This window comes from Neobacillus thermocopriae, assembly GCF_010975035.1.
Classification (GTDB): Bacteria; Bacillota; Bacilli; order Bacillales; family Cytobacillaceae; genus Neobacillus; species Neobacillus thermocopriae.
Genome location: NZ_JAAIUV010000002.1, coordinates 97,041 through 118,772, shown reverse-complemented (window position 1 = coordinate 118,772; position 21,732 = coordinate 97,041). Strand labels below are relative to the sequence as shown.

Sequence of the window (21,732 nt, the reverse complement as noted above, 5' to 3'; positions counted from 1 at the left end):
ATCCGAACTTATGACTAGGTACTAGTAGTAGTATATAATTTAAAAAAGCAGATTGCAAGGATAAGTTTTTATCTTGCAAATCTGCTTTTTTCCTTAATCTAGTTTCTCGCCTTCAAGAACACCAGATTGTTCAAGTTGTTTTCTTATATAGACATACTCAGGAGATGTCCAGAATGCTTCAGATTGGATAAGTTTGGCCGCATCACTTCTTGCCGTTTCTAAGGCACGATAATCATGCACCATGTCGGCAACCTTAAATTCTGGAATTCCACTTTGTTTTTTACCAAAAAAGTCACCAGGTCCTCTTAGTTCCAAATCCTTTTCACTTAAAACAAAACCATCATTGGTTTCTGTCATAATTCTCATTCTTTCTTGACCTGTTTCCGATTTAGGATTAGCAAGCAAAATACAGTATGACTGTTCACTCCCCCGGCCTACACGTCCGCGCAGTTGGTGAAGCTGAGATAAACCAAATCTCTCAGCGTCATAAATAACCATGACTGTTGCATTTGGAACGTTTACTCCCACTTCAACCACAGTAGTTGATACAAGTACTTGAATTTTGTTTTCACTAAATGCCTTCATTACTGATTCTTTTTCCTCAGGGTTTAATCTTCCATGTAAAAGACCAACTTGAAATCGGTTAGCAAAATAATAGGTTAAAGATGTATGTACATCAATGGCATTTTGAACATCAAGTTTTTCTGATTCCTCAATTAGCGGACAGATAATATATGCTTGATGACCCTTTTGCAATTCTTTTTCAACAAATGCCAAAACCCTTTCCAACATTTCCGGTTTAGCCCAGTAAGTTTCAACCCTTTTTCTACCAGCTGGCATTTCGTCGATAATTGAAACATCCATTTCTCCAAAAACGGTAATCGCCAAGGTGCGCGGTATTGGTGTAGCAGTCATAAATAATACGTCAGGATTTTCTCCTTTTTCCCGTAAAATTCTCCTTTGCTCTACTCCGAAACGGTGCTGTTCATCCGTAATACATAGACCTAACTTTTTGAAAGAGACCTCTTCTTGAATTAATGCATGGGTACCAATAATAATTTGAATGAATCCTTCTTCCAATTCATGAAGGATTTCTTTTCTCCGCTTAACTTTAACAGAGCTTGTGAGTAACTCACATCTGACTCCAAATGGTTTTAAGAGAGAGTTTAGTGATTTAGCATGCTGTTCAGCCAAAATTTCAGTAGGTACCATTAATGCACCTTGGTATCCAGCGGTTACCGTTGCATATAATGCGATGGCTGCAACAACCGTCTTTCCTGATCCAACATCTCCTTGAAGTAAACGGTTCATCCTGTATGGGGATTTTAAGTCGGTTAGCACTTCATTCACTACTCGGTTTTGTGCATTTGTCAATGGGAAAGGAAGTTGGTCGATAAAATTTTTTAATTTTTTCAAGTCATAATTTTGGACAATACCAGGTGAATGTTCCCTTTCAAACTTTCTTAATGCTTGCATTTTTAATTGGAACAAAAGAAATTCCTCATAAACCAAACGCCTTCTGGCCTGTTTTACCTCTTCTTGACTTTTTGGAAAATGCATCAATTTTATCGCATCAGCTCTATTCAATAATCGATATTTTTGTAGGAGAGAGGCGGGCAGTGATTCTTCAATAAAATGACTATATTGTTGGATCGCTAGATGTATAAATTTTCTCATACCTCTACTCGTTAATTTACCTCTTATTGAATATACCGGCTCAAAAACATCTTGTTTCGTGTTCGAACCAATCTGACATTCACTAGCCGTGATTGTTTGCCTATGTGCATCCCATTTCCCTGTTACGGTAATTGTATTATTCATGTGTATTTTATTTTTTAAATAGGGCTGGTTAAAAAAAACTACTTTAATCAAATAATTTCCAACTAATAAACGAATAGTCAGCTTAGATTTTTTTCGTCCATAATAGGCAAGAGAAGGCTCACTGTGAACCTTCCCCTCCACGGTTACTTTTTCTTCATGTTTAACCTCAGTTAAATCACGTAAACGGTAATCCTCATAACGATAGGGAAAATACTCCAATAAATCCCCAATCGTAAAAATTTTCATCTCTGATAAAATCTCAGCTGTCTCTTTCCCAATACCTTTCAATATCGTTACTGGTTGGCTTAATTCTAAACTCACTTTTCGTTTAGCGGCATCCCAAAGATCTTCGCTTCGAGTTCCCGACCTGTCGGTGTGGCCGCTAGTCCTCCTTGCGCTGTTTCTTTTAATGCAGTTGGCATTGATTGTCCTATTTTAAACATGGCATCAATGACTTCATCACATGGTATACGACTTTTTATTCCTGCCAAGGCCATATCTGCTGCAACCATAGCATTTGCAGCTCCCATCGCATTCCTTTTTACACAAGGCACTTCAACCAGCCCTGCAACTGGGTCGCAGACTAGACCAAGCATATTTTTCAACGTAATAGCCATCGCTTCAGCACATTGCTCTGGCGTACCTCCAGCCATTTCAACAATGGCTGCTGCCGCCATTCCTGCCGCTGATCCTACCTCTGCTTGACAACCTCCAGCAGCCCCTGAGATTGAAGCATTATTGGCTACTACAAATCCAAATGCACCGGCAGTAAATAAGAACGAAATCATTTGTTCCCTAGTAGGATTAAGCTTATTCTTTACAGCAAATAAGGTCCCAGGTACGACACCAGCGGACCCCGCAGTTGGTGTTGCACAAATAGTACCCATGGCTGCATTTACTTCGTTTGTTGCAACCGCTTTACTTACTGCATCAAGAATAGTTTCACCCGATAAAAAATTACCTTTTTCAATATACTTTTGCAATAGAACAGCATCTCCGCCTGTTAGACCTGAATGGGAAGTTACTCCTTTGATACCTCGTTCAACCGCATCTTCCATCACTTTTAAGTTTCGATCCATCTGATTTATGATTTCTTCCCTTGACCGGCCTGTAACAGAAACTTCCTGCTCGATCATGATTTCCGAGATTTTCTTATTTTGGCTATTTGCCAGCTCCACTAGTTCAGCTACATTGCGAAACATGTTGTTAATCTCCTTTTTCTTTGATGTTTAATCGACTATCTTTGTTACTTTTAGTATATTCGGTAGTTCTTCTAGTTCCTTAATAATATTATCATCAATATTCTGGTCTACTTCGATGGTCATAAGAGCCATTTTCCCTTTCTCCTTACGAGAAACTTCCATATGACCGATATTAATTTCATATTTGGCAAGAGTATTAGCGACACTTGCAATAGCACCAAAGCGGTCATTATGAACAACGAGAATAGCAGGATGATTACCTGATAGCTTTAATTCAAATCCATTGAGTTCGGTTATTTCAATTTTGCCTCCGCCAATCGAAATACCTACTAATTCAAGTTCTCCATTATGATCTCCAATAATGATTCTTGCTGTATTCGGATGGTCTGGAACGGCATCCTCTTCAATAAAACGGATTTTAATTCCGCGTTCTTTCGCTATTTCAATGGCATGAATGATTCTTTCGTCATCCGTATCAAAATCAAGTAGTCCCCCTACAATTGCAACATCTGTCCCATGTCCTTTATAAGTTTGAGCAAAAGAACCATAAAATGAGATATTGGCCCATTTCGGCTCTCTTCCAAATAAACTTCTTGCTACACGGCCAATTCTTGCAGCCCCTGCAGTATGAGAACTAGATGGGCCGATCATGACAGGACCTATAATATCGAATACACTTCTATATTTCAAAGCAATCTCTCCCTTTGCCGGATTTCTATTGTTTACTTACAGTATACTATTTTGTATGTTCCATTGTCCCATAAAAGCGCATACACCCAACTCATCAGCCTATCATGTCGATCACGTCGTGATATTTTTTTGTTGCGCCTTCTTATGTGAAAAAGGAACACGAAAAAAGAAGGGATGTCCGAAGACTCCCCTTCTATTTTAGCCGTTCCCTATTCAATTGAAAAGATATAAGAATATATTGGTTGATTTCCACTATGAACTTCAATTTCAACATCGGCATATTTTTCTTCAACAAATTCAGTTAATTTGGTAACTTCTTCCCAAGAAACATCTTCACCATATAGAATTGTCAGGATTTCAGATTCTTCATCCAATAATTTCGTAAGAAGTTCTTCAGCTACTTTTCCTTTATCTTTGTTTTTTACCACAATTTTTCCTTCTGCAATACCCATGAAATCATCTTTTTCAATTTCAAGTCCATCAATTTGTGTGTCACGAACGGCAAAGGTAACTTGTCCTGTTTTTACATGACTTAATGCATCCCTCATTGCTGCTTCATTTGACTGAACATCAGTAGAAGGATTGAATGCAAGTAGGGCAGAAAGTCCTTGTGGTACTGATTTTGACGGTATTACATAAACTTCATCTTCGGATACTTCTGCTGCCTGCTCAGCCGCCATAATGATATTTTTATTATTTGGTAAAATAAACACTTTCTTCGCATTGACTTTTTTTATCGCATTGACTATGTCCTCGGTACTTGGATTCATCGTTTGTCCACCTTCAATGACTTCATGGGCGCCGATACTTTTAAATAATTCAGCTATCCCTGAACCCATTGAAACAGTCACAATCCCATATTCCTGTTTCTCACTGGATGTTCTAGAATGATCTGTCACTAAAGGCGTTTTGGTTTCACCCACAATATTGGTATGCTGCTGTCGCATATTTTCAATTTTAATATTAATTAAGCTACCATAGCGTTGTCCGTAGGTCAAAACCTCTCCAGGTTGTTCTGAATGAATATGTACCTTTACAACATCATCATCCGAAATAACCAATAAAGAGTCTCCAAATTGACTTAAGTCATTACGAAATTCTTTTTCATTAAACGGATACTTTTTCAATTTATCTTCTTCGAACTTCACCATAAATTCCGTGCAATAACCAAAGACAATATCCTCTGTATTCATATGACTTTGTGCACTTTTATGATGCTCCGCACTTACTAATTCATCCATCGAAGGGAGAGTATCTGGTGAATCTGGTAGTTTTTCGCCTTTTAGTTCAGCAAGAAAACCTTCGTAAACACAAACAAGTCCTTGGCCTCCACTATCAACAACTCCGACTTCCTTTAATACAGGGAGTAATTCTGGTGTCCTGTTTAATGAAGCTTTTGCTTCCTTTAATACTTCTTCCATAACCAAAACAATATCATTTGTTTGGTTTGCTACTTGAACACCTCTTTTCGCTGCGTCTTTTGCAACTGTTAAGATGGTTCCCTCTACTGGTTTCATAACGGCTTTATATGCTGTTTCTACTCCCGCTTCAAGTGCAGCCGCAAATTCTTTGGCATCCACTTTCCCTTTGCTTTCAATAGATTTTGAAAATCCACGGAACAATTGTGAAAGGATGACACCGGAATTTCCGCGCGCTCCCATTAACAAGCCTTTAGAAAGGGAAACCCCCACTTTTCCTATATGTTCTTGAACATTCTTTTTTACTTCTTTTGCCCCGGAAGTCATGGATAAGTTCATATTTGTTCCAGTATCACCATCCGGTACCGGAAAAACGTTTAGCGCATCAACCATCTTTGCATTTGCTGCCAAATGATTGGCACCTTGGATGACCATCTCGGCAAAACGTTTTCCATCTAAAGCTGTAATTGACACAAACTTTCCTCCTCACTACGGGGTCGTTACACGAACTCCCTGAACGTAAATATTAACCGAATCAACGGCAAGTCCGACTGTTTTATCAAGGGTGTATTTTACTTTCGATTGCACGTTGTGGGCAATTTCGGAAATTTTCGTTCCATAGCTGACAATAATGTACATATCAATATGTATTGCTTCATTTTCCTGGCGGACGATAACTCCACGGGTAAAATTTTCTTTTCTTAGGATTTCAGTGATTCCATCTTTGATTTGATTCTTAGAGGCCATGCCGACAATCCCATAACATTCGACCGCTGCACCTCCAGCTATGGTGGCGATTACTTCATTTGAAATATCAATTTGACCGTACTTGGTTTGTAATTCGATGGACATGAGTCGTTCCCCCTGTTATTTGATTGCTCCTTGACTACACTCAATTTTACTATAGCAATTCAAATAAAGGAAGTCATACTTGCCTTTACTATAAGAGCATTTATATACTATTGATGTCAAGGATTTTTTCTTGAAACACAACTATTGCAATCATATAAGTTGTGTGATAAATTATTAAAGTATCTTAAGACTAGAAAATTTGGCTATGCCATTTTTCTATAATCAAATGAAAAAATTGTAAAGATTGGTATAGCTTTTGATAGTTAAGGAGGGAAATCATTATGCCACGTAAATGTGTTATAACTGGAAAGAAAACTTCCACTGGTAACGCACGTTCTCACGCTATGAACGCAAATAAGCGTACATGGGGTGCTAACCTACAAAAAGTACGTATTCTTGTTGATGGAAAACCAAAGCGTGTATGGGTTTCAGCAAGAGCTTTAAAATCTGGTAAAGTTGAACGCGTGTAAAAAATTAGAGCATCCATTAGTGGTGCTCTTTTTTTTCTCTAACTTTCTTAATCAAATGGTTCCTGACCATTATTCTTTTTTAGAACATTAATTTATATTCATTTGAATCGATATTTTATATGAGAACGATTTTTTGTCATAAAAAAATCCCTCCTATGAGACATTATAGGCTTTTTCCTAACTGTCTTCACAAGAAGGATTGTGTTTTTTATTAATTGCTCTTAACTTATGAGATAAATAGGAGCATTTTAGAACATTTACTATTTATTCGTTCTTCTTAAACACACCAATCATCGCACGGACAATTCCGCCTAAAAACTTTGGCAGTTTAATCGTATAAAATTTCATACTGTCCCTCCTCACAAATCTCACATCTCTAATCTTATTCATTCAAACGAATTTCTAGCCCTTACCATAATATTCGAGGAAACGAAATCAGTACCAATTAGAAAGTCCAATTAATCATCACTTCTTATCACTATTAATATGCCATCAGAAAATGAAAAAGTACCATGATCACTAATAAGTTCATTACTTATACATAGTGTGGATCCTAGTGGAATATGCCGATTTTCTAAAGGATATTTAAAGCCCTTAAGCGTGAGATTTGAGACAGAAAGTGTAAGAGGAACAAATGATACGTATTTTTTCTCTTTTAATTTATGAATCTTATATTTTCCCGGTCCTTTTACAAATACAATATTGTGGCGATCGATTAAATTAATTTCAATTTCTTTGTTTTCTTTTAGAGGTGGTACGAGCAGTTGAATATTGGCTAAAAGATGATCAAGTCTTCCCCCAGTTGCACCAAAGATTCTAATCATTTTTGGATTTTGAGCTAGTGCCCAATTTAGGGCAAGTTCCATGTCTGTCTCATCTTTTTCGGGTTTATACCGTTTTATTTCTGTTCCCATACGCTCAATAAATGCCATTTCTTCCTTTGTAATAGAATCAAAATCTCCAAATGCGATGACAGGTTTTATATTATTTTGTAATAAGTTAAATACTCCTCGGTCAACACCAACCCAAACAACATTCTGAGCGGTATATTCACTTAAATCAGGTAAAAGGTCCTTAGGTCCCCCTGCAAGAATATGAATGATCATATGTAAAACTCCTTCTTTATAGGCAAAAAGCCGGGTCATTACCCCAGCTAATTATCCTCTAATTAATGAAATGGCCTTATGATAATCCTCTTGATTGTAAATCGCTGAACCAGCAACTAAAACAGTAGCACCTGCTTCGATACATTGTTTTGCCGTCTCAGGATTTACACCGCCATCCACTTCGATTTCAATTGTTATACCTTTACTCTCTGCTAATTCTTTCACCTTCTTAATTTTCGGAAGAACTTCAGGGATAAATTTCTGTCCTCCAAAACCAGGATTTACGGTCATTAAGAGAACCATATCGACTTCCCCAATGATATGCTGAATGGATTCCACCGGGGTTGCTGGGTTTAATACTACCCCTGCTTTGACACCAAATGATTTTATTATTTGAATCGTTCGATGAAGATGGCGACATGCTTCTACATGAACAGTAATATAATCCGCTCCTGCTTTCGCAAAAGCTTCAATATATTGGTCTGGATTTTCAATCATTAAATGAACATCTAAAGGTAGTTTTGTAATGGGGCGAATGGACTCAACAATTAAAGGGCCAATCGTTATATTTGGCACAAAATGTCCATCCATCACGTCCACATGGATATAATCCGCCCCTACTTTTTCAACTGCTAAAATTTCTTCCCCTAATTTTGAAAAATCAGCTGATAGTATAGATGGTGCAATTTTAACCATAATTGTTTAATACCTCGGCTTTCTATCTTTAATTTCCTGCAGGAAATTCACATAATGTTCATAACGATAGGAGGGAATCACGCCTGACTCCACCCCTTGTTTTACTCCGCATTTTGGTTCATGTATATGAAGACAGCCACGGAATTTACAATTTTCACTTGCCTTTAACAATTCCGGAAAACAAGCAGTTAAATCCTCCGCATTTATATTGATAAAATCTAATGAACTAAAGCCCGGTGTATCTGCTACTAATCCATTTCCGATAGAAATTAATTCCACATGCCTTGTAGTGTGCTTTCCTCTGCCCAAATGAGAGGAAATATCATTTGTTTTTAAATCAAGATCAGGTCGTAGGACATTCAGTAATGAAGATTTACCCACACCTGACTGTCCTGCAAAAACAGAAATTTTATTTTCTAAAAGTGGAATTAACTGTTCAATCCCTGTTTCTGTTTCAGAAGAGGTTAACATAACTTTATATCCTGCTGTGCGATATTGTTCAGCATACTTCATTATCATTTCCATTTGTTCTTCATTTGCTAAGTCCATTTTGGAAATGCAAATAATGGGTTCGATATGGTTAAATTCAACTAAAACAAGAAAGCGGTCTAATAGGGCTGTACTAAAATCAGGTTTTACTGCCGAAAACACGAGAATTGCTTGATCGACATTAGCAATAGGAGGACGAACAAGTTCATTTTTCCGATCCTTTATTTCTAATATATAGCCCTCCTGTTCATTTTCTGCTTGAAACACTACCTCATCCCCAACAAGTGGTGTAATTTTATTTTTTCTAAACACTCCTCTACCACGACATTGGATTAATTGATCATTATGAAGTACATAATAAAAACCACTTAATGCTTTAACAATTTTCCCTTCAGGCATAGCAACCCTCCTTGAGTTTTATTTCGCACAAAGGTTTACTCCGTATCATCATAATTAATGACTTCTTCAGCAATTACTTTGGAATCTCTAATCACCTTGTATCCGGCTTTCTTTCCATAAGGAATTATCAGCTTAATTTGTTTTCTTGTTGTTTCTGTTATAACAAACGTTTCTGCCGGTTCTGTCATACTGTGATTCAAATCGTCGATATAAATAATAACCTCTTGCTGTTGTCCCGGTTCACCAGGTACAGGTGGCTCGTAATCAATTGTTATTTCTTTCGTAATTTCTTTAGGTGGTTTTTCTTCTTTTCCCTTTGATATTACAACTGTTACTTTGTCACCCTTATTGAGCTCTGTTCCCGGTTCAGGCGATTGAGAAATAATCATGCCTTGTGGGATGGTATCATGAAATACCTCTTGCGATACAGATAATTCCAATCCCTCCGAAAAAGCATAGTCTTGAGCACCCTTTAAATTGTATTGAGTTAAGTCTCTAAGAATAATTTTTTCCGGCCCTTTACTAACCTCAAATTCTAAAACCGTTTCTTCCGGAATTACCTTTTCCCCTGGGGAAGGACTTTGGCTTAATATCGTTCCAGGCGCACTCTCATCATGTTTCTCCGTAACTTCTATATTCTTGAAGTTTTCCTTTTCTAATATACGAAGTACCTCCTCATATTGTTGCCCTGTATAATCGGATAGTTCGAATTCTTCTTTTCCTAAACTAATATAAAGGGTAATCTTCGCATTTTCCTTCACAGTTGTACCGGCTTTAGGATCGGTTTTAATAACCAGGCCTTTATCAATATTCTCATCGTTTATTTCTATTTTTTTACCAATGTTTAGACCTTCAAGTTTTAACTTTGAAACCGCGTCTCCTTCATTCATCCCTGAAACATCAGGAATTTTAATTTCTTTTGCTGAGAAAAATTCAGGTAATAACAGTGCAGAGAGACCTATTAGCACAATTAAAAATATAGATGCCAAAACAATGGGCCATTTTTTCCTTTTTTTCTTGATATTCTTTTCTTTTTTCTCATTATTTTCAGGTACTTCACTAATTTTTTCACTAGTGTGTACAATGGTTTGATCAAGATTTTGTAATGGTTTGTCATCTGTAATAACCGGTATAGCCTTTGTTGCTTCATCATCTACTGGAATCACGAACTTTGGTTCATTGATTCTCTCTGGGTCAAGAGCTGTTGATAAATCTTCTTCCATTTCTTCTACGCTATTGTAGCGATGGAATGGATCTTTTGCTGTTGCTTTTAAAACGATGTTTTCTACACTCTGTGGTATATTGGGATTCCATCTTCTAACAGAAGGTGTTTCCGATTGAAGATGTTTTAGCGCGATAGATACCGCAGATTCACCTGAAAATGGAAGCCTACCGGTTAGTAACTCAAACATCACAATACCAAGTGAATAAATATCCGATTTTCGGGTAGCCATACCTCCTCTGGCCTGCTCCGGAGATAGGTAATGAACGGAACCTAAAACGGAATTTGTTTGAGTAATGGTTGTTGCACTTAAAGCCATGGCTATACCAAAATCAGTAATTTTTACATTCCCATTATGATCAATGAGAATGTTCTGCGGTTTTATATCACGGTGGATAATATGATTTTGATGAGCATGGGAAATGGCGGAGGCAAGCTCCTTCATGATCTCAAGTGCCTTTTCCACCCTGAGAGGTGAATTTTGTTGTATGTATTGTTTCAATGTTTGTCCATCAACATATTCCATGACAATATAGTAAAGATCGTTTTCTTCACCAACATCATAAATATTAACGATATTAGGGTGGGCAAGACTTGTTGCTGACTGTGCCTCTCTTCGAAACCTTCTAATAAATTCTTCATCATTAGCAAAGTCCATGCGCAGCATTTTGACAGCCACATCACGATCAAGAATCATATCATGGGCTAAGTAGACATTGGCCATCCCACCGCCGCCAATCATATCTATTATTTTATAGCGGCCACTTAATCTTTTTCCAATCATCATTCATTACCACCCTCACTGGGCTTAGAAAACTCTACAATAGTCAAAGTAATGTTATCTTCTCCCCCATTTTCATTTGCAAGTGAGATCAATGTCTCTGCCCTTTGTTCAAGCCCCTCTTCTTTTAATAAAATCTCTTTCAACTCTTCTTCAGGAACTTTATTAGAAAGTCCGTCTGAACATAATAATAGGATATCTCCTTCTTCAAAAATAACGGTTTTAATATCCATTTCCACTGTTTTTTCCGTTCCTAAAGCACGGAGTAATACATTTTTTCTTGGATGATTTTCTGCGTCCTCTCTAGAAATTTGCCCACTTCGAACTAATTCATTGACTAAGGAATGATCTTCCGTGATTTGTTTGAACCCTGATTCATTTAGTAAATACCCGCGACTGTCACCGATATTCACGATCGTTGCAAAATGATTGGTTGTAATGGCTGCGACAAGTGTCGTTCCCATGCCTTCACATTCCACATGTGATTTCGAATGTTCAAACAAAAGTTCATTTACTGCCGTTACTTGAGCTTTTAACCATTTTTCAGCATCATCGGCCGTCTTGATACCAGTTGAGGCTTCCCATTCTATTTTTAACTTAGAAACACTCATTTCACTGGCGACATCTCCTGCACGATGTCCACCCATTCCATCTGCAACAACAGCCAATAGGCTTCCATCTTGATTTAGAAAGAAGCCCCCTGCATCTTCATTATGAGCGCGAACTTTCCCTCGGTCTGTTTGATATACCGCTTTCATACTATTACATCGTCTCCTCTTTTCGCTCCTTTGCACGAAGCTGTCCACAAGCTGCATCGATATCATGACCGTGCTCACGGCGAATAGTTACATTAATCCCGCGTTTCTTAAGTGTCTTTTCAAAAGCAAAAATTTGATCTCTTGGCGTTCGTACATAATCCCTTTCTGGTACATAATTAACCGGAATAAGATTCACATGGCATTTTAGCCCCTTGATTAGATCTGCTAATTCCTCCGCATGTGCTACTGAATCATTAACGCCACCAAAGAGTCCATATTCAAAGCTAACACGACGTCCAGTCTTATCGATATAATACCTTACAGCTTTCATTAAGTCATCTAGTTTATATGCTTTATTAATTGGCATTAATCTAGTTCTAAGTTCTGTATTCGGTGCATGTAAGGAAATTGCAAAATTAATTTGCATATTTTCGTCAGCAAATTGATAAATTTTTGGAATAATACCACTTGTAGAAACTGTAATATGACGAGCGCCAATATTAAGTCCTTTATCATGATTAATAATTTTTAAAAACGAAAGCATGTTATCATAATTATCAAAAGGTTCACCAATTCCCATGATGACTACTGAACTTACCCGCTCATTTGTTTCATCCAGCGCCTTTTGGACTTTTACAACTTGGGCCACGATTTCCCCGGCCTCCAAATGACGTTTTAATCCTCCAAGTGTTGAGGCACAAAATGTACATCCAATCCGGCAGCCAACCTGTGTTGTAACACATACAGAATTTCCATAATCATGACGCATAAGAACCGTTTCAATGGAATAACCATCTTGTAGCTCAAACAAGAATTTTATCGTGCCATCAGAAGATGATTGCTGAACCACCGTATTCAATGTAGTAATTTGAAATTGAGCCGTAAGCTTCTCTCTCAAGCTTTTGGATAAATTGCTCATTTCTTCAAATGAGCCTACTCTTTTTTTATAAAGCCAGTCAAAGATTTGATCAGCGCGAAATGGCTTTTCTCCTTGTTCTTTAAGCCACTCTTTTAATTCGTGTAATTCAAGAGAGTAAATAGACTTCTTTTTTTCCAATGCTGTATTCGTCCCGGTTGTCATTGATTGTTCCAAACTTTACACCTTCCTTTTTAATACTGCTATATAAAATCCGTCTGAGCCAAAGTCCTGAGGGAAGATTTGCAAATCAAATCCATTAATAAGTGGCTGTACTGCTTCAGGCATCCGCTTTATAAAAGAGTAATACCCTTCAAATTCTGGATGGTCCTGTAAAAATCGCCGTACATTTTGTTCATTTTCCTCTTTATCTACTGTACATGTGCTGTAGACAAGCGTACCTCCTTTTTTAACAAGAGGCGCTACAGCACTTAAAAGATCCTGCTGAATTTGACTTAACTGATACACATCTTGTTCCTTCTTGGTATACTTCATATCCGGTTTTCTTCTCATCACGCCAAGTCCTGAACATGGAGCATCAAGCAACACTTTATCAAAAGATTCCTTTTTAAAATGACAAACTGCCTGTCTAGAGTCCATTACCATTGGTTTTACATTACTCAGTCCTAAACGTGAGGCATTTTCATTGATTAATTTTACTTTGTGTTCATGGAGATCAAGAGATATAACTTCCCCAGTATCGTTAAGTATTTCAGCAATATGGGTTGTTTTACCTCCAGGGGCTGCACAAGCATCTAAAATCAATTCGTTTTGTTCAATGCCAAGAGCATGGGCCACCAACATAGAGCTTTCGTCCTGTATCGTTAAAAGTCCTTCCTTAAATGCTTTAGAAAACGCTAAATTTCCTTTTAAAACCTTAATTGCCTCAGGAATAACAGGACTTTTTTCAATTTGGAAACCTTCCTTTTCAAGAAGTGTCACGCATTCGTCGCGTGAAATTTTTGTTAAATTGACTCTTGCTGTTTGTAGAGGAGCAGTTAGATTGACCTCACACATGGCTTTTGTTTTTTCAAACCCAAATTGCTCGACCCATCTTTTTACTAACCATTCCGGATGACTCGTTTCAATAGCTAGTTTTTCAATAGGGTCCCTCACCTGTTCCAAAGATGGTAGACCATTGCGTTGCAGATTTCTTAATACCCCATTTACTAAACCTGCAATCCCCTTATGTCCGCGTTTTTTTGCAATTTCTACCGCTTCATGAATTGCTGCTCTGTCAGGTATTTTATCAAGGTAAACCATTTGATAAAGTGTCAGCCTAAGTAAGTAGAGAACCCACTTTTCAATTTTTTTGCTATTTTTGAGAAAAGGCTTTAAATAAAAGTCTAAAGCCTTTCTACGCTGTAATGTTCCATAAATTAATTCTGTTAATAATCCCACATCTTTTTGTGGTATTTCGTTTTTCTTAATGGCATGATTTAACAGCAAATTACTGTAGGATTGATTTTTTTCAATTGTAATCAGGAGTTCTAATGCGGTTTCACGTACATTTTTTGCTTTTGTTGTAGTCATGTTAGTCTCCTAGTTTCATTCCTATTGATAATTTTGAGCCTGCTCCTCTTAAGAATTGTTCACTACTCATTTTGGTTTTACCAGAAGGCTGGAGTTCTAAAATTTTGATGGCTACTTCATCTCCACTACTAACTGTTATCCCATCATGTTCAATATTAATGATCGATCCAGGTTCATGAGATTTGGAAACTTTGACTTTTTCAGCCTTCCAAATTTTGATTACTTGGCCATTCAAGGTTGTAAATGCAACTGGCCATGGATTTAATCCGCGAATTTGGTTATAAATTTCTGTACCGGTTTTGGACCAATTGATTTTTTCCTGTTCGCGCTTAATATTAGGGGCAAAGGTAGCTTCCAAATCATTTTGCGGAGTTGCTGAAAGTTTCCCTTCTATTAATAAAGGCAATGTTTCTGATAGAAGTTTTGCCCCAGCAATACTTAGCTTATCATGCAGTGTCCCTACAGTATCCTCTTCGGTAATCGGAACTTCCACTTTTGTTAACATATCCCCAGCGTCTAGTTTCTCCACCATGTACATGATCGTAATACCGGTTTTCTTTTTCCCTTGTAAAATTGCATAATGTATCGGTGCACCACCTCGAAGTTCTGGAAGAAGAGATGCATGAACATTTATACATCCATATTTTGGTGCTTCTAGTAATTCTTTTGGTAAAATTTGTCCAAATGCAGCAGTGACAATTAAATCCGGCTTTAATTCTAGGATTTTGCTAAGTTCCTCTGGATTTCGAATTTTCTCAGGTTGATAAACAGGGATGCCATGCTTCAAGGCTTCCACTTTAACCGGTGGAGGTGTTAAAACTTTTTTTCTCCCTACAGGGCGATCTGGCTGGGTAACTACCCCGATTACTTCATATCCATCAGCAATGATTTGTCTTAAAATTGGTACAGAGAAATCAGGTGTACCCATAAATACAATTTTCGTCATTTACTCCTCTTCTCCTTTTAACTCATCTTCCTCATAGTATCTCGTAACCTTTGATGTAAATAAAATTCCGTCCAAATGATCTATTTCATGCTGAATTGCTCTTGCAAGGAATCCCTCAGCTTCTAATCTATATTTTCTTCCTTTACGATCAAATGCTTCAATCATCACATAGTTTGGCCTTGTGACTTCCCCATATAAACCAGGAAAGCTTAGACAACCCTCTGGTCCTGTTTGTTCACCCGACTGTTTTAAAATCTGGGGATTAATCATTTCGATTGTGCCTGATTCATCATCAATATCTACAATCGCCACTCTTAAATCCAGTCCAATTTGAGGGGCTGCAAGGCCTACTCCATCATGTTCTATCATCGTGTCATACATATCATCAAGTAATCTGGCAAGTTTTTTATTAAAAACTTCCACTTCTTTACATTTCTTTTCGAGAATCTCTGCTGGATAATGTACAATTTTTCTAACAGCCAATTTTGTTCCTCCATCTCATAAAAAAACATATATACTATTCATTTTTCACTAATTTACATTAAGATAAACGGATTCACATCCACGGATACTAGAAGTCCATCTTTTGATGCTTCCTTTTGATACTGATCTAGTATCATTTTTAACGTTTTTGTAAGGTTCGGTTCCCGCTTGTATTTTATCAGACATTGATATCGATATCTATTATTAATCTTTGCGATCGGCGATACAGATGGTCCCAAAATAACTGCTTCACTTGATAACTTAGATCGAACATATTTCACTATTTTCTCCGTAGTCGATACAGCGGTTAACAGCTGTTCATGGCTGACAGTTATTAAAGTGAGAAAGTAATATGGTGGGTAATGGTGTGCCCTTCTCACCATCATTTCCTGTTGAAAGAATTGGGTATAATCCTGTCGCCCAGCCAATTGGATACTATAATGTTCAGGTGTATAGGTTTGAATAATTACTTCACCAGGCAACTGATGGCGACCGGCTCGCCCACTGACTTGAGTCAACAATTGAAACGTTTTTTCAGAAGAACGAAAATCGGGCAAATGTAGCATTGTATCAGCTGACAGCACCCCAACCAATGTTATATTTGGAAAATCAAGCCCTTTCGCAATCATCTGTGTTCCTAATAATATATCAGCTTTTCCGTCTTGAAACTCCTTTAGTAATCTTTCATGTGAACCTTTTCTACTTGTTGTATCCACATCCATCCGAATGACTTTTGCCTCAGGAAGAATTTTTCCTAATTCCTCCTCCACTTTTTGTGTCCCTGTCCCAAAGAAGCGAATATATTCACTATTGCATTCAGGGCAAGCCCTTGGCACAACACTTTCATAACCACAATAATGACACTTCATCTGCACACCTGCACGATGATACGTTAGTGATATATCACACTTCGGACAATTGACTACATATCCGCAATCCCGACACATGACAAACGAAGAATGCCCTCGTTTATTTAAAAATAATACTGATTGCTGCTTTTTTTCTAACCGATCTTTCAATAACTCAAAAAGCTTTCTAGAAAACATGGAACGGTTTCCTGCTCGTAGTTCTTCCCGCATATCAACAATTTCAACTGTTGGCAATGCTTTATTATTCATACGAACTGGCAGGGATAATAACTGGTATACCTTTTTTTTCGCCCTAGCAAATGACTCTAAAGATGGGGTGGCACTGCCCAAAACAACAGGACAGTTATAGGTTTGAGCTCTTTTGATGGCAACATCCCTAGCATGATAACGCGGCATTTCCTCTTGCTTATAACTTGTTTCATGTTCTTCATCAATGATGATGATTCCAATATTTTCAAAAGGGGCAAATATGGCAGATCTCGCACCAACAACGACTTTGACTTCTTTCCGTTGGATCTTTCTCCACTCATCATATTTTTCCCCTGCTGACAAACCGCTGTGCAATACAGCAACCATTTCTCCGAATCTTCCTTTAAATCGGTTTACCATTTGCGGCGTAAGTGAGATTTCTGGGACTAAAACAATAGCCTCTTTTCCGTTATTAATGACTTCTTGAATAGATTGTAAGTATATTTCTGTTTTGCCACTGCCTGTCACACCATATAGTAAAAATACTTCATGCTCACGGGTTTGAATGGCATGTAAAATAGGGGTTATGGCCTTTTCCTGAGCCTTTGTTAATGGAAGAGGTCCCCTTCTTTCAAAATGATGATCTTTAAACGGATCCCTATAAATCTCCTTTACTGTTTCTGCTAATAGATTTTTATTGGAAAGTGCTTTAATTGTAGATAAAGAAACATTTAATTCTGCAATTAATTTTCTCATCTCAACCTCATGAGGATGGTTGATAAAATACTCTAGTACTTGTTTTTGTTTTTGAGCATTAGCAGGAAGACGTTGGATTTCAACCAATAAGTCTTCCTTACTAACAAGGGGAATAATATATTTCATTTGTTTTTTCTTGACTCGTTCTTTTACAAGATAAACAACTTCTAATAACCCTTTAGCCGCTTCTCTTTGGAGATGAGGTACAATTCCGTTTTTTATTGCGTCATCCCAATCTAACATTCCACCATTTTTAAAATACGGATGAAGGTTTAATGGCAAGTCCGAAAGATAGACACCTTCGGCCATTTTTACTTTTTTCTCATATTTCGCTTTTAACGCTGCAGGCAGCATTACTTGGAAGGCAAAAATTTTAAAACTAAGGGTATTTTCAGCTAGCCAATCACCAAGCTTTATTAATTCGTCATTGAGTACTGGCTCAAGATCCATTGGCTCAACCAATTCTCTTAGTTTCTTTACCTCAGTAGTGGATTTTACCTCTATCACAAAACCTTGAATCTTTCGTGGTCCAAAAGGAACAATGACTCTCATACCTGGCTGAATCATATCTTCCCATTGTTTTGGAACTAGATAATCAAATGCTTTATCGGTTTGTTTTGCAGGTACATCAACAATTACACTGGCAATCTTCATCTGTTCTCCAAACCTTTAAGCAATAAACTTACTTCCTCAATAATTTTTTCTGCCACCTCTGACTTGCTCATTAGTGGCAGTTCAGTGATAGAACCGTCTTTTTTTACAATGGTAACAATGTTGGTATCTGTTCCAAATCCAGCACCTTCAACCTTCACATTATTAGCTATAATCATATCGGCATTTTTCTTAATCAGTTTTTTCTTAGCATAATCTACAACATTATTTGTTTCAGCAGCAAATCCAACTAATAATTGATTTTTCTTTCTTTTTCCAAGTTCAAATAAGATATCTTTTGTTCTTTCAAGTTCAATCATCGTATCCCCGTCTTGTTTTTTAACCTTTTGGTCATAGACATATTTAGGTCGATAATCAGCTACAGCTGCAGTCTTAATGATAACATCGGACGATTCAAAATTTTCTATTACTGCGTTAAACATGTCTTCCGCACTTTCCACCTTTATAAGATCCACACCGACCGGAGGTGTGATCCCAACAGGACCAGAGACTAAAATAACATTTGCCCCTTGTTTTTTTGCTTCCGCAGCAAGAGCATAACCCATTTTTCCGCTCGAATGATTAGAAATAAACCGGACTGGGTCAATTTTTTCTCTCGTAGGTCCTGCTGTTACCAAAACAGTTTTTCCTGCTAATCGTTTATTTGAACTCGCTGCAAAGAAAGACTGGATCAACTCTACAATTTTTTCTGGCTCTTCTAATCGTCCTTTTCCTACATACCCACATGCCAAATATCCCTCACTAGGCTCAATAAATTGGTACCCATATTCCGCTAAAATGGATATATTCTTTTTCACTGCAGGATGATCATACATATGAACATTCATGGCTGGGGCAATCCAAACAGGAGCCTTTGTTGCAAGCAAGGTCGTTGTTATCATATTATCGGCAATTCCACCTGCTAATTTGGCTATTGTATTTGCTGTTGCTGGAGCAACGAGAATAAGATCTGCCCAATCTGCAAGGTCAATATGGGCAATAACTTTTGGATTTTTTTCATCAAAAGTATCCATATATACTTCATTTCGGGATAAGGCTTGAAAAGTCAACGGGGTAACAAATTTAGCCGCTGATTCACTAATTATCACTTTCACATTGGCTCCTGCCTGAACAAGCTTACTTGTTAAGGCAGCTGCTTTATAAACGGCAATTCCGCCAGTTACACATAATAATATTTTTTTATCAGTCATCATAATTTCTTCCCCCGAATCTTTAATACAGTTCTTTTCTCTATTATGCTAAAACCACTTAGAATTTTCACCTGTTTCCGACATTATTTATGTACAAAAATAAAAAGGCTGACACAATTTGTCAGACCTTTTGTCCATGTCTTGTTTTATTCCGCTGGGGTTTCTAATTTATTAGCAATACGGTAAGTAAGTTCTCCACTATAAATTTCTTCAAGTGCTTTACCTACATATTTATGAGAAACATATTTTGGTAATCTTTCATCACCCGCTTCAGACATGGCACGGGCACGCTTTGCGGCAACTGAGACAAGTGAATATTTTGAATCAATCTTATCAAGCAGTGAATCAATAGATGGATATAGCATTTTATTCAACCTCCAACAACTTTTTATATCGATGTTCAACTCTTTCCCTGCGGCAATGCTCTGCTTTTACAATGGCTTTAATTCGTTCGCAGGCATTCTCAACCTGATCGTTCTCAACAACATAATCGTAAAGTTCCATCATTTCAATTTCTTCGCGAGCTGTTTGCAATCGATTATGGATAATATCTTCCGTTTCAGTCCCCCGTGTAACAATCCGATTTTTTAATTCGGATAAACTTGGAGGCATTAGGAAAATAAATAACCCTTCCGGAAATTTCTCACGGACTTGACGTGCACCCTTTACTTCAATCTCTAAAAATACATCTTTACCTTTATTCAATGTTTCCTGAACATAATCTACAGGGGTCCCATAATAGTTTCCAACAAACTCAGCATACTCCAATAATTTCCCCTGTTCAATCATTTCTTCAAATTCTTCTCTTGTTTTAAAAAAATAATCTACTCCATCTACTTCACCTTCTCGGGGTTTACGGGTAGTTACTGAAATGGAGTATTCAAAGGAAGTATCTGGTTGTGAAAAAATGGCTTTACGAACCGTTCCTTTCCCAACCCCAGATGGTCCAGAAAGTACAATTAACAATCCCTTTTCTTGCATATTGATAAAATCCTACCCTTCCTCATTTGTTTCCTCACGGCCCGTTAACCGATGGGCGACTGTTTCCGGCTGCACAGCGGATAAAATTACATGATCGCTGTCCATAACAATAACTGCGCGCGTTCTCCTTCCATATGTAGCATCTATTAAAGATCCCCTGTCTCGGGCATCTTGAATGATTCTTTTGATCGGCGCAGATTCAGGGCTTACAATTGAAATAATTCGATTTGCTGAAACAATATTCCCAAACCCAATATTGATTAATTTAATTGCCATGATCATTCACCCAATCATCAATAGTTTAGTTTGACCGTGTGTCCCCTTTTCTAAACCAATACTATTCTATATTTTGAACCTGTTCCTTCAGTTTCTCAAGCAAGCTTTTAATTTCCACTACTTTTTTTGCAATCGTAGAATCATTTGCTTTCGATCCAATTGTATTGGTTTCTCTATTCATTTCTTGAATAAGAAAGTCAAGTTTTCTACCTATTGGATCCTTTTCATTTAAGGCTTGAATAAATTGCCCAATATGGCTTCTCAACCTTGTAATTTCTTCATTAATATCAGCTTTTTCAGAAAAGATAGCCACCTCAGTTAATATTCGCGTTTCATCCAACTGTCCATTTACAAACTCTTGCATTCTTTTGATTACCCGGTCTTTAAACATTTGCACGACCATCGGAGCATGGGTTTGCAGTTCCATTAAATGGGTTTCTACGCGAGCAATAATATCGAGCAATTCTTTTTTTAATACTTCCCCTTCAAGTTTCCGCATCTCAACTAATTTGAGAACAGCATCATTTACAGCTGTAATGACCAATTCCTCTAGCTCTTCATTGCCTGATTCACACTCTTCAATATGTATTAGATCCTGACGGTTTAATATATCCGCTAATGTGACGGTACCATTAATGGAAAATTTTTCTTTTAATTCTGTAATGAATTGAAAATAATCCTCTATTAGATTCCAATCCACATGAAGTTTGCGGGTAATGGCTCCTTCCCCTTCAATATTAATATAAACTTCCGCTCTTCCTCTGCGGATATGCTCGTTGAGTTTCTTTTTTATTTTATCTTCTATTTTTAACAGCTGTCTTGGCATACGAATATTAATTTCACAAAATCGATGATTTACTGTTTTCACCTCTACATTAACAGTAAAGAAAGAAGATTCTGCTTTCCCCCTGCCAAAGCCTGTCATACTCATGACCATAACTTATAGCACATCCATTCTTGGAATAATAAAAGTCCAAAAGGTAATAGAGTGGATTCTATTACCTTTTGGATTATAAC

Annotated in this window: 22 protein-coding genes; 1 reads left to right on the top strand and 21 read right to left on the bottom strand. The window is 37.4% G+C overall.

From position 1 onward, the window contains the following. Positions 1 to 93: 93 nt before the first annotated feature. From recG to G4Z05_RS01945, 5 genes are all read right to left on the bottom strand, one after another. Positions 94 to 2,142, bottom strand: a complete 2,049-nt coding sequence (recG, locus tag G4Z05_RS01965; RefSeq protein WP_163250227.1) for an ATP-dependent DNA helicase RecG — start codon at positions 2,140 to 2,142, stop codon at positions 94 to 96. Then, the gene (gene sdaAA / locus G4Z05_RS01960; RefSeq protein ID WP_163250226.1) at positions 2,139 to 3,023 is read right to left on the bottom strand and encodes an L-serine ammonia-lyase, iron-sulfur-dependent, subunit alpha; all 885 of its coding nucleotides are present in this window, start codon (positions 3,021 to 3,023) and stop codon (positions 2,139 to 2,141) included. Before sdaAA ends, recG begins: the two co-directional genes overlap by 4 nt. A gap of 27 nt (positions 3,024 to 3,050) precedes the next feature. Next, a complete protein-coding gene (gene sdaAB, locus G4Z05_RS01955) occupies positions 3,051 to 3,713 on the bottom strand; it encodes an L-serine ammonia-lyase, iron-sulfur-dependent subunit beta (RefSeq protein WP_163250225.1) in 663 nt (220 codons plus the stop codon). A 209-nt stretch (positions 3,714 to 3,922) separates the two neighbouring features. After that, on the bottom strand, positions 3,923 to 5,605 hold the full coding sequence (locus tag G4Z05_RS01950; protein WP_163250224.1) for a DAK2 domain-containing protein: 1,683 nt from the start codon (positions 5,603 to 5,605) through the stop codon (positions 3,923 to 3,925). Positions 5,606 to 5,620: 15 nt separating this feature from the next. Next, a complete protein-coding gene (locus G4Z05_RS01945; protein ID WP_163250223.1) occupies positions 5,621 to 5,983 on the bottom strand; it encodes an Asp23/Gls24 family envelope stress response protein in 363 nt (120 codons plus the stop codon). A gap of 281 nt (positions 5,984 to 6,264) precedes the next feature. Between G4Z05_RS01945 and rpmB the strand changes: the two genes are divergently transcribed. Next, on the top strand, positions 6,265 to 6,453 hold the full coding sequence (gene rpmB, locus G4Z05_RS01940) for a 50S ribosomal protein L28 (RefSeq protein WP_038541027.1): 189 nt from the start codon (positions 6,265 to 6,267) through the stop codon (positions 6,451 to 6,453). 264 nt (positions 6,454 to 6,717) lie between these two features. Here the strand turns inward: rpmB and spoVM are convergent, their stop codons facing one another. The 16 genes from spoVM to G4Z05_RS01860 form a co-directional block, all read right to left on the bottom strand. Further along, a complete protein-coding gene (gene spoVM, locus G4Z05_RS01935) occupies positions 6,718 to 6,801 on the bottom strand; it encodes a stage V sporulation protein SpoVM (protein WP_038541024.1) in 84 nt (27 codons plus the stop codon). A gap of 110 nt (positions 6,802 to 6,911) precedes the next feature. After that, positions 6,912 to 7,559, bottom strand: a complete 648-nt coding sequence (locus G4Z05_RS01930) for a thiamine diphosphokinase (protein WP_163250222.1) — start codon at positions 7,557 to 7,559, stop codon at positions 6,912 to 6,914. Between the two features lie 51 nt (positions 7,560 to 7,610). Beyond that, complete coding sequence (rpe, locus tag G4Z05_RS01925; RefSeq protein ID WP_163250221.1) at positions 7,611 to 8,255, bottom strand: ribulose-phosphate 3-epimerase; 645 nt, start codon at positions 8,253 to 8,255, stop codon at positions 7,611 to 7,613. Between the two features lie 6 nt (positions 8,256 to 8,261). Beyond that, on the bottom strand, positions 8,262 to 9,143 hold the full coding sequence (gene rsgA, locus G4Z05_RS01920) for a ribosome small subunit-dependent GTPase A (RefSeq protein WP_163250220.1): 882 nt from the start codon (positions 9,141 to 9,143) through the stop codon (positions 8,262 to 8,264). A gap of 35 nt (positions 9,144 to 9,178) precedes the next feature. Beyond that, entirely contained in the window at positions 9,179 to 11,152 is a 1,974-nt protein-coding gene (gene pknB, locus G4Z05_RS01915) for a Stk1 family PASTA domain-containing Ser/Thr kinase (protein ID WP_163250219.1), read from the bottom strand. Next, entirely contained in the window at positions 11,149 to 11,904 is a 756-nt protein-coding gene (locus G4Z05_RS01910) for a Stp1/IreP family PP2C-type Ser/Thr phosphatase (protein WP_163250218.1), read from the bottom strand. The genes pknB and G4Z05_RS01910 overlap by 4 nt, the downstream gene beginning before the upstream one ends. A gap of 4 nt (positions 11,905 to 11,908) precedes the next feature. Beyond that, positions 11,909 to 12,985, bottom strand: a complete 1,077-nt coding sequence (gene rlmN / locus G4Z05_RS01905; RefSeq protein ID WP_163250330.1) for a dual-specificity RNA methyltransferase RlmN — start codon at positions 12,983 to 12,985, stop codon at positions 11,909 to 11,911. 15 nt (positions 12,986 to 13,000) lie between these two features. Further along, a complete protein-coding gene (gene rsmB / locus G4Z05_RS01900; RefSeq protein ID WP_163250217.1) occupies positions 13,001 to 14,353 on the bottom strand; it encodes a 16S rRNA (cytosine(967)-C(5))-methyltransferase RsmB in 1,353 nt (450 codons plus the stop codon). Between the two features lies 1 nt (position 14,354). Next, complete coding sequence (gene fmt, locus G4Z05_RS01895) at positions 14,355 to 15,299, bottom strand: methionyl-tRNA formyltransferase (RefSeq protein ID WP_163250216.1); 945 nt, start codon at positions 15,297 to 15,299, stop codon at positions 14,355 to 14,357. Then, positions 15,300 to 15,782 (bottom strand): peptide deformylase, encoded by a 483-nt coding sequence (gene def / locus G4Z05_RS01890; protein ID WP_163250215.1) that lies wholly within the window; start codon positions 15,780 to 15,782, stop codon positions 15,300 to 15,302. A 53-nt stretch (positions 15,783 to 15,835) separates the two neighbouring features. Then, on the bottom strand, positions 15,836 to 18,250 hold the full coding sequence (gene priA / locus G4Z05_RS01885; RefSeq protein ID WP_163250214.1) for a primosomal protein N': 2,415 nt from the start codon (positions 18,248 to 18,250) through the stop codon (positions 15,836 to 15,838). Further along, the gene (gene coaBC, locus G4Z05_RS01880) at positions 18,247 to 19,461 is read right to left on the bottom strand and encodes a bifunctional phosphopantothenoylcysteine decarboxylase/phosphopantothenate--cysteine ligase CoaBC (RefSeq protein WP_163250213.1); all 1,215 of its coding nucleotides are present in this window, start codon (positions 19,459 to 19,461) and stop codon (positions 18,247 to 18,249) included. The genes priA and coaBC overlap by 4 nt, the downstream gene beginning before the upstream one ends. A 143-nt stretch (positions 19,462 to 19,604) precedes the next feature. Further along, positions 19,605 to 19,823: a DNA-directed RNA polymerase subunit omega gene (gene rpoZ / locus G4Z05_RS01875; RefSeq protein WP_163250212.1), complete on the bottom strand. Its 219-nt coding sequence runs from the start codon at positions 19,821 to 19,823 to the stop codon at positions 19,605 to 19,607. Position 19,824: 1 nt separating this feature from the next. Then, a complete protein-coding gene (gene gmk, locus G4Z05_RS01870; protein ID WP_163250211.1) occupies positions 19,825 to 20,439 on the bottom strand; it encodes a guanylate kinase in 615 nt (204 codons plus the stop codon). A gap of 12 nt (positions 20,440 to 20,451) precedes the next feature. After that, positions 20,452 to 20,715, bottom strand: a complete 264-nt coding sequence (gene remA, locus G4Z05_RS01865; protein WP_038540987.1) for an extracellular matrix/biofilm regulator RemA — start codon at positions 20,713 to 20,715, stop codon at positions 20,452 to 20,454. Positions 20,716 to 20,776: 61 nt separating this feature from the next. After that, positions 20,777 to 21,652 (bottom strand): YicC/YloC family endoribonuclease, encoded by an 876-nt coding sequence (locus G4Z05_RS01860; RefSeq protein WP_163250210.1) that lies wholly within the window; start codon positions 21,650 to 21,652, stop codon positions 20,777 to 20,779. Positions 21,653 to 21,732: the final 80 nt, after the last annotated feature.

Coding starts and splice junctions, on each gene's coding strand:
- sdaAA (WP_163250226.1), bottom strand. CDS start 3,023: ATGTTTCGCAATGTAGCTGAACTAGTGGAGCTGGCAAATAGCCAAAAT.
- G4Z05_RS01945 (WP_163250223.1), bottom strand. CDS start 5,983: ATGTCCATCGAATTACAAACCAAGTACGGTCAAATTGATATTTCAAAT.
- rpmB (WP_038541027.1), top strand. CDS start 6,265: ATGCCACGTAAATGTGTTATAACTGGAAAGAAAACTTCCACTGGTAAC.
- spoVM (WP_038541024.1), bottom strand. CDS start 6,801: ATGAAATTTTATACGATTAAACTGCCAAAGTTTTTAGGCGGAATTGTC.
- G4Z05_RS01930 (WP_163250222.1), bottom strand. CDS start 7,559: ATGATCATTCATATTCTTGCAGGGGGACCTAAGGACCTTTTACCTGAT.
- rpe (WP_163250221.1), bottom strand. CDS start 8,255: ATGGTTAAAATTGCACCATCTATACTATCAGCTGATTTTTCAAAATTA.
- rsgA (WP_163250220.1), bottom strand. CDS start 9,143: ATGCCTGAAGGGAAAATTGTTAAAGCATTAAGTGGTTTTTATTATGTA.
- pknB (WP_163250219.1), bottom strand. CDS start 11,152: ATGATGATTGGAAAAAGATTAAGTGGCCGCTATAAAATAATAGATATG.
- G4Z05_RS01910 (WP_163250218.1), bottom strand. CDS start 11,904: ATGAAAGCGGTATATCAAACAGACCGAGGGAAAGTTCGCGCTCATAAT.
- rlmN (WP_163250330.1), bottom strand. CDS start 12,985: ATGACAACCGGGACGAATACAGCATTGGAAAAAAAGAAGTCTATTTAC.
- rsmB (WP_163250217.1), bottom strand. CDS start 14,353: ATGACTACAACAAAAGCAAAAAATGTACGTGAAACCGCATTAGAACTC.
- fmt (WP_163250216.1), bottom strand. CDS start 15,299: ATGACGAAAATTGTATTTATGGGTACACCTGATTTCTCTGTACCAATT.
- priA (WP_163250214.1), bottom strand. CDS start 18,250: ATGAAGATTGCCAGTGTAATTGTTGATGTACCTGCAAAACAAACCGAT.
- coaBC (WP_163250213.1), bottom strand. CDS start 19,461: ATGATGACTGATAAAAAAATATTATTATGTGTAACTGGCGGAATTGCC.
- rpoZ (WP_163250212.1), bottom strand. CDS start 19,823: ATGCTATATCCATCTATTGATTCACTGCTTGATAAGATTGATTCAAAA.
- gmk (WP_163250211.1), bottom strand. CDS start 20,439: ATGCAAGAAAAGGGATTGTTAATTGTACTTTCTGGACCATCTGGGGTT.
- remA (WP_038540987.1), bottom strand. CDS start 20,715: ATGGCAATTAAATTAATCAATATTGGGTTTGGGAATATTGTTTCAGCA.
- G4Z05_RS01860 (WP_163250210.1), bottom strand. CDS start 21,652: ATGGTCATGAGTATGACAGGCTTTGGCAGGGGGAAAGCAGAATCTTCT.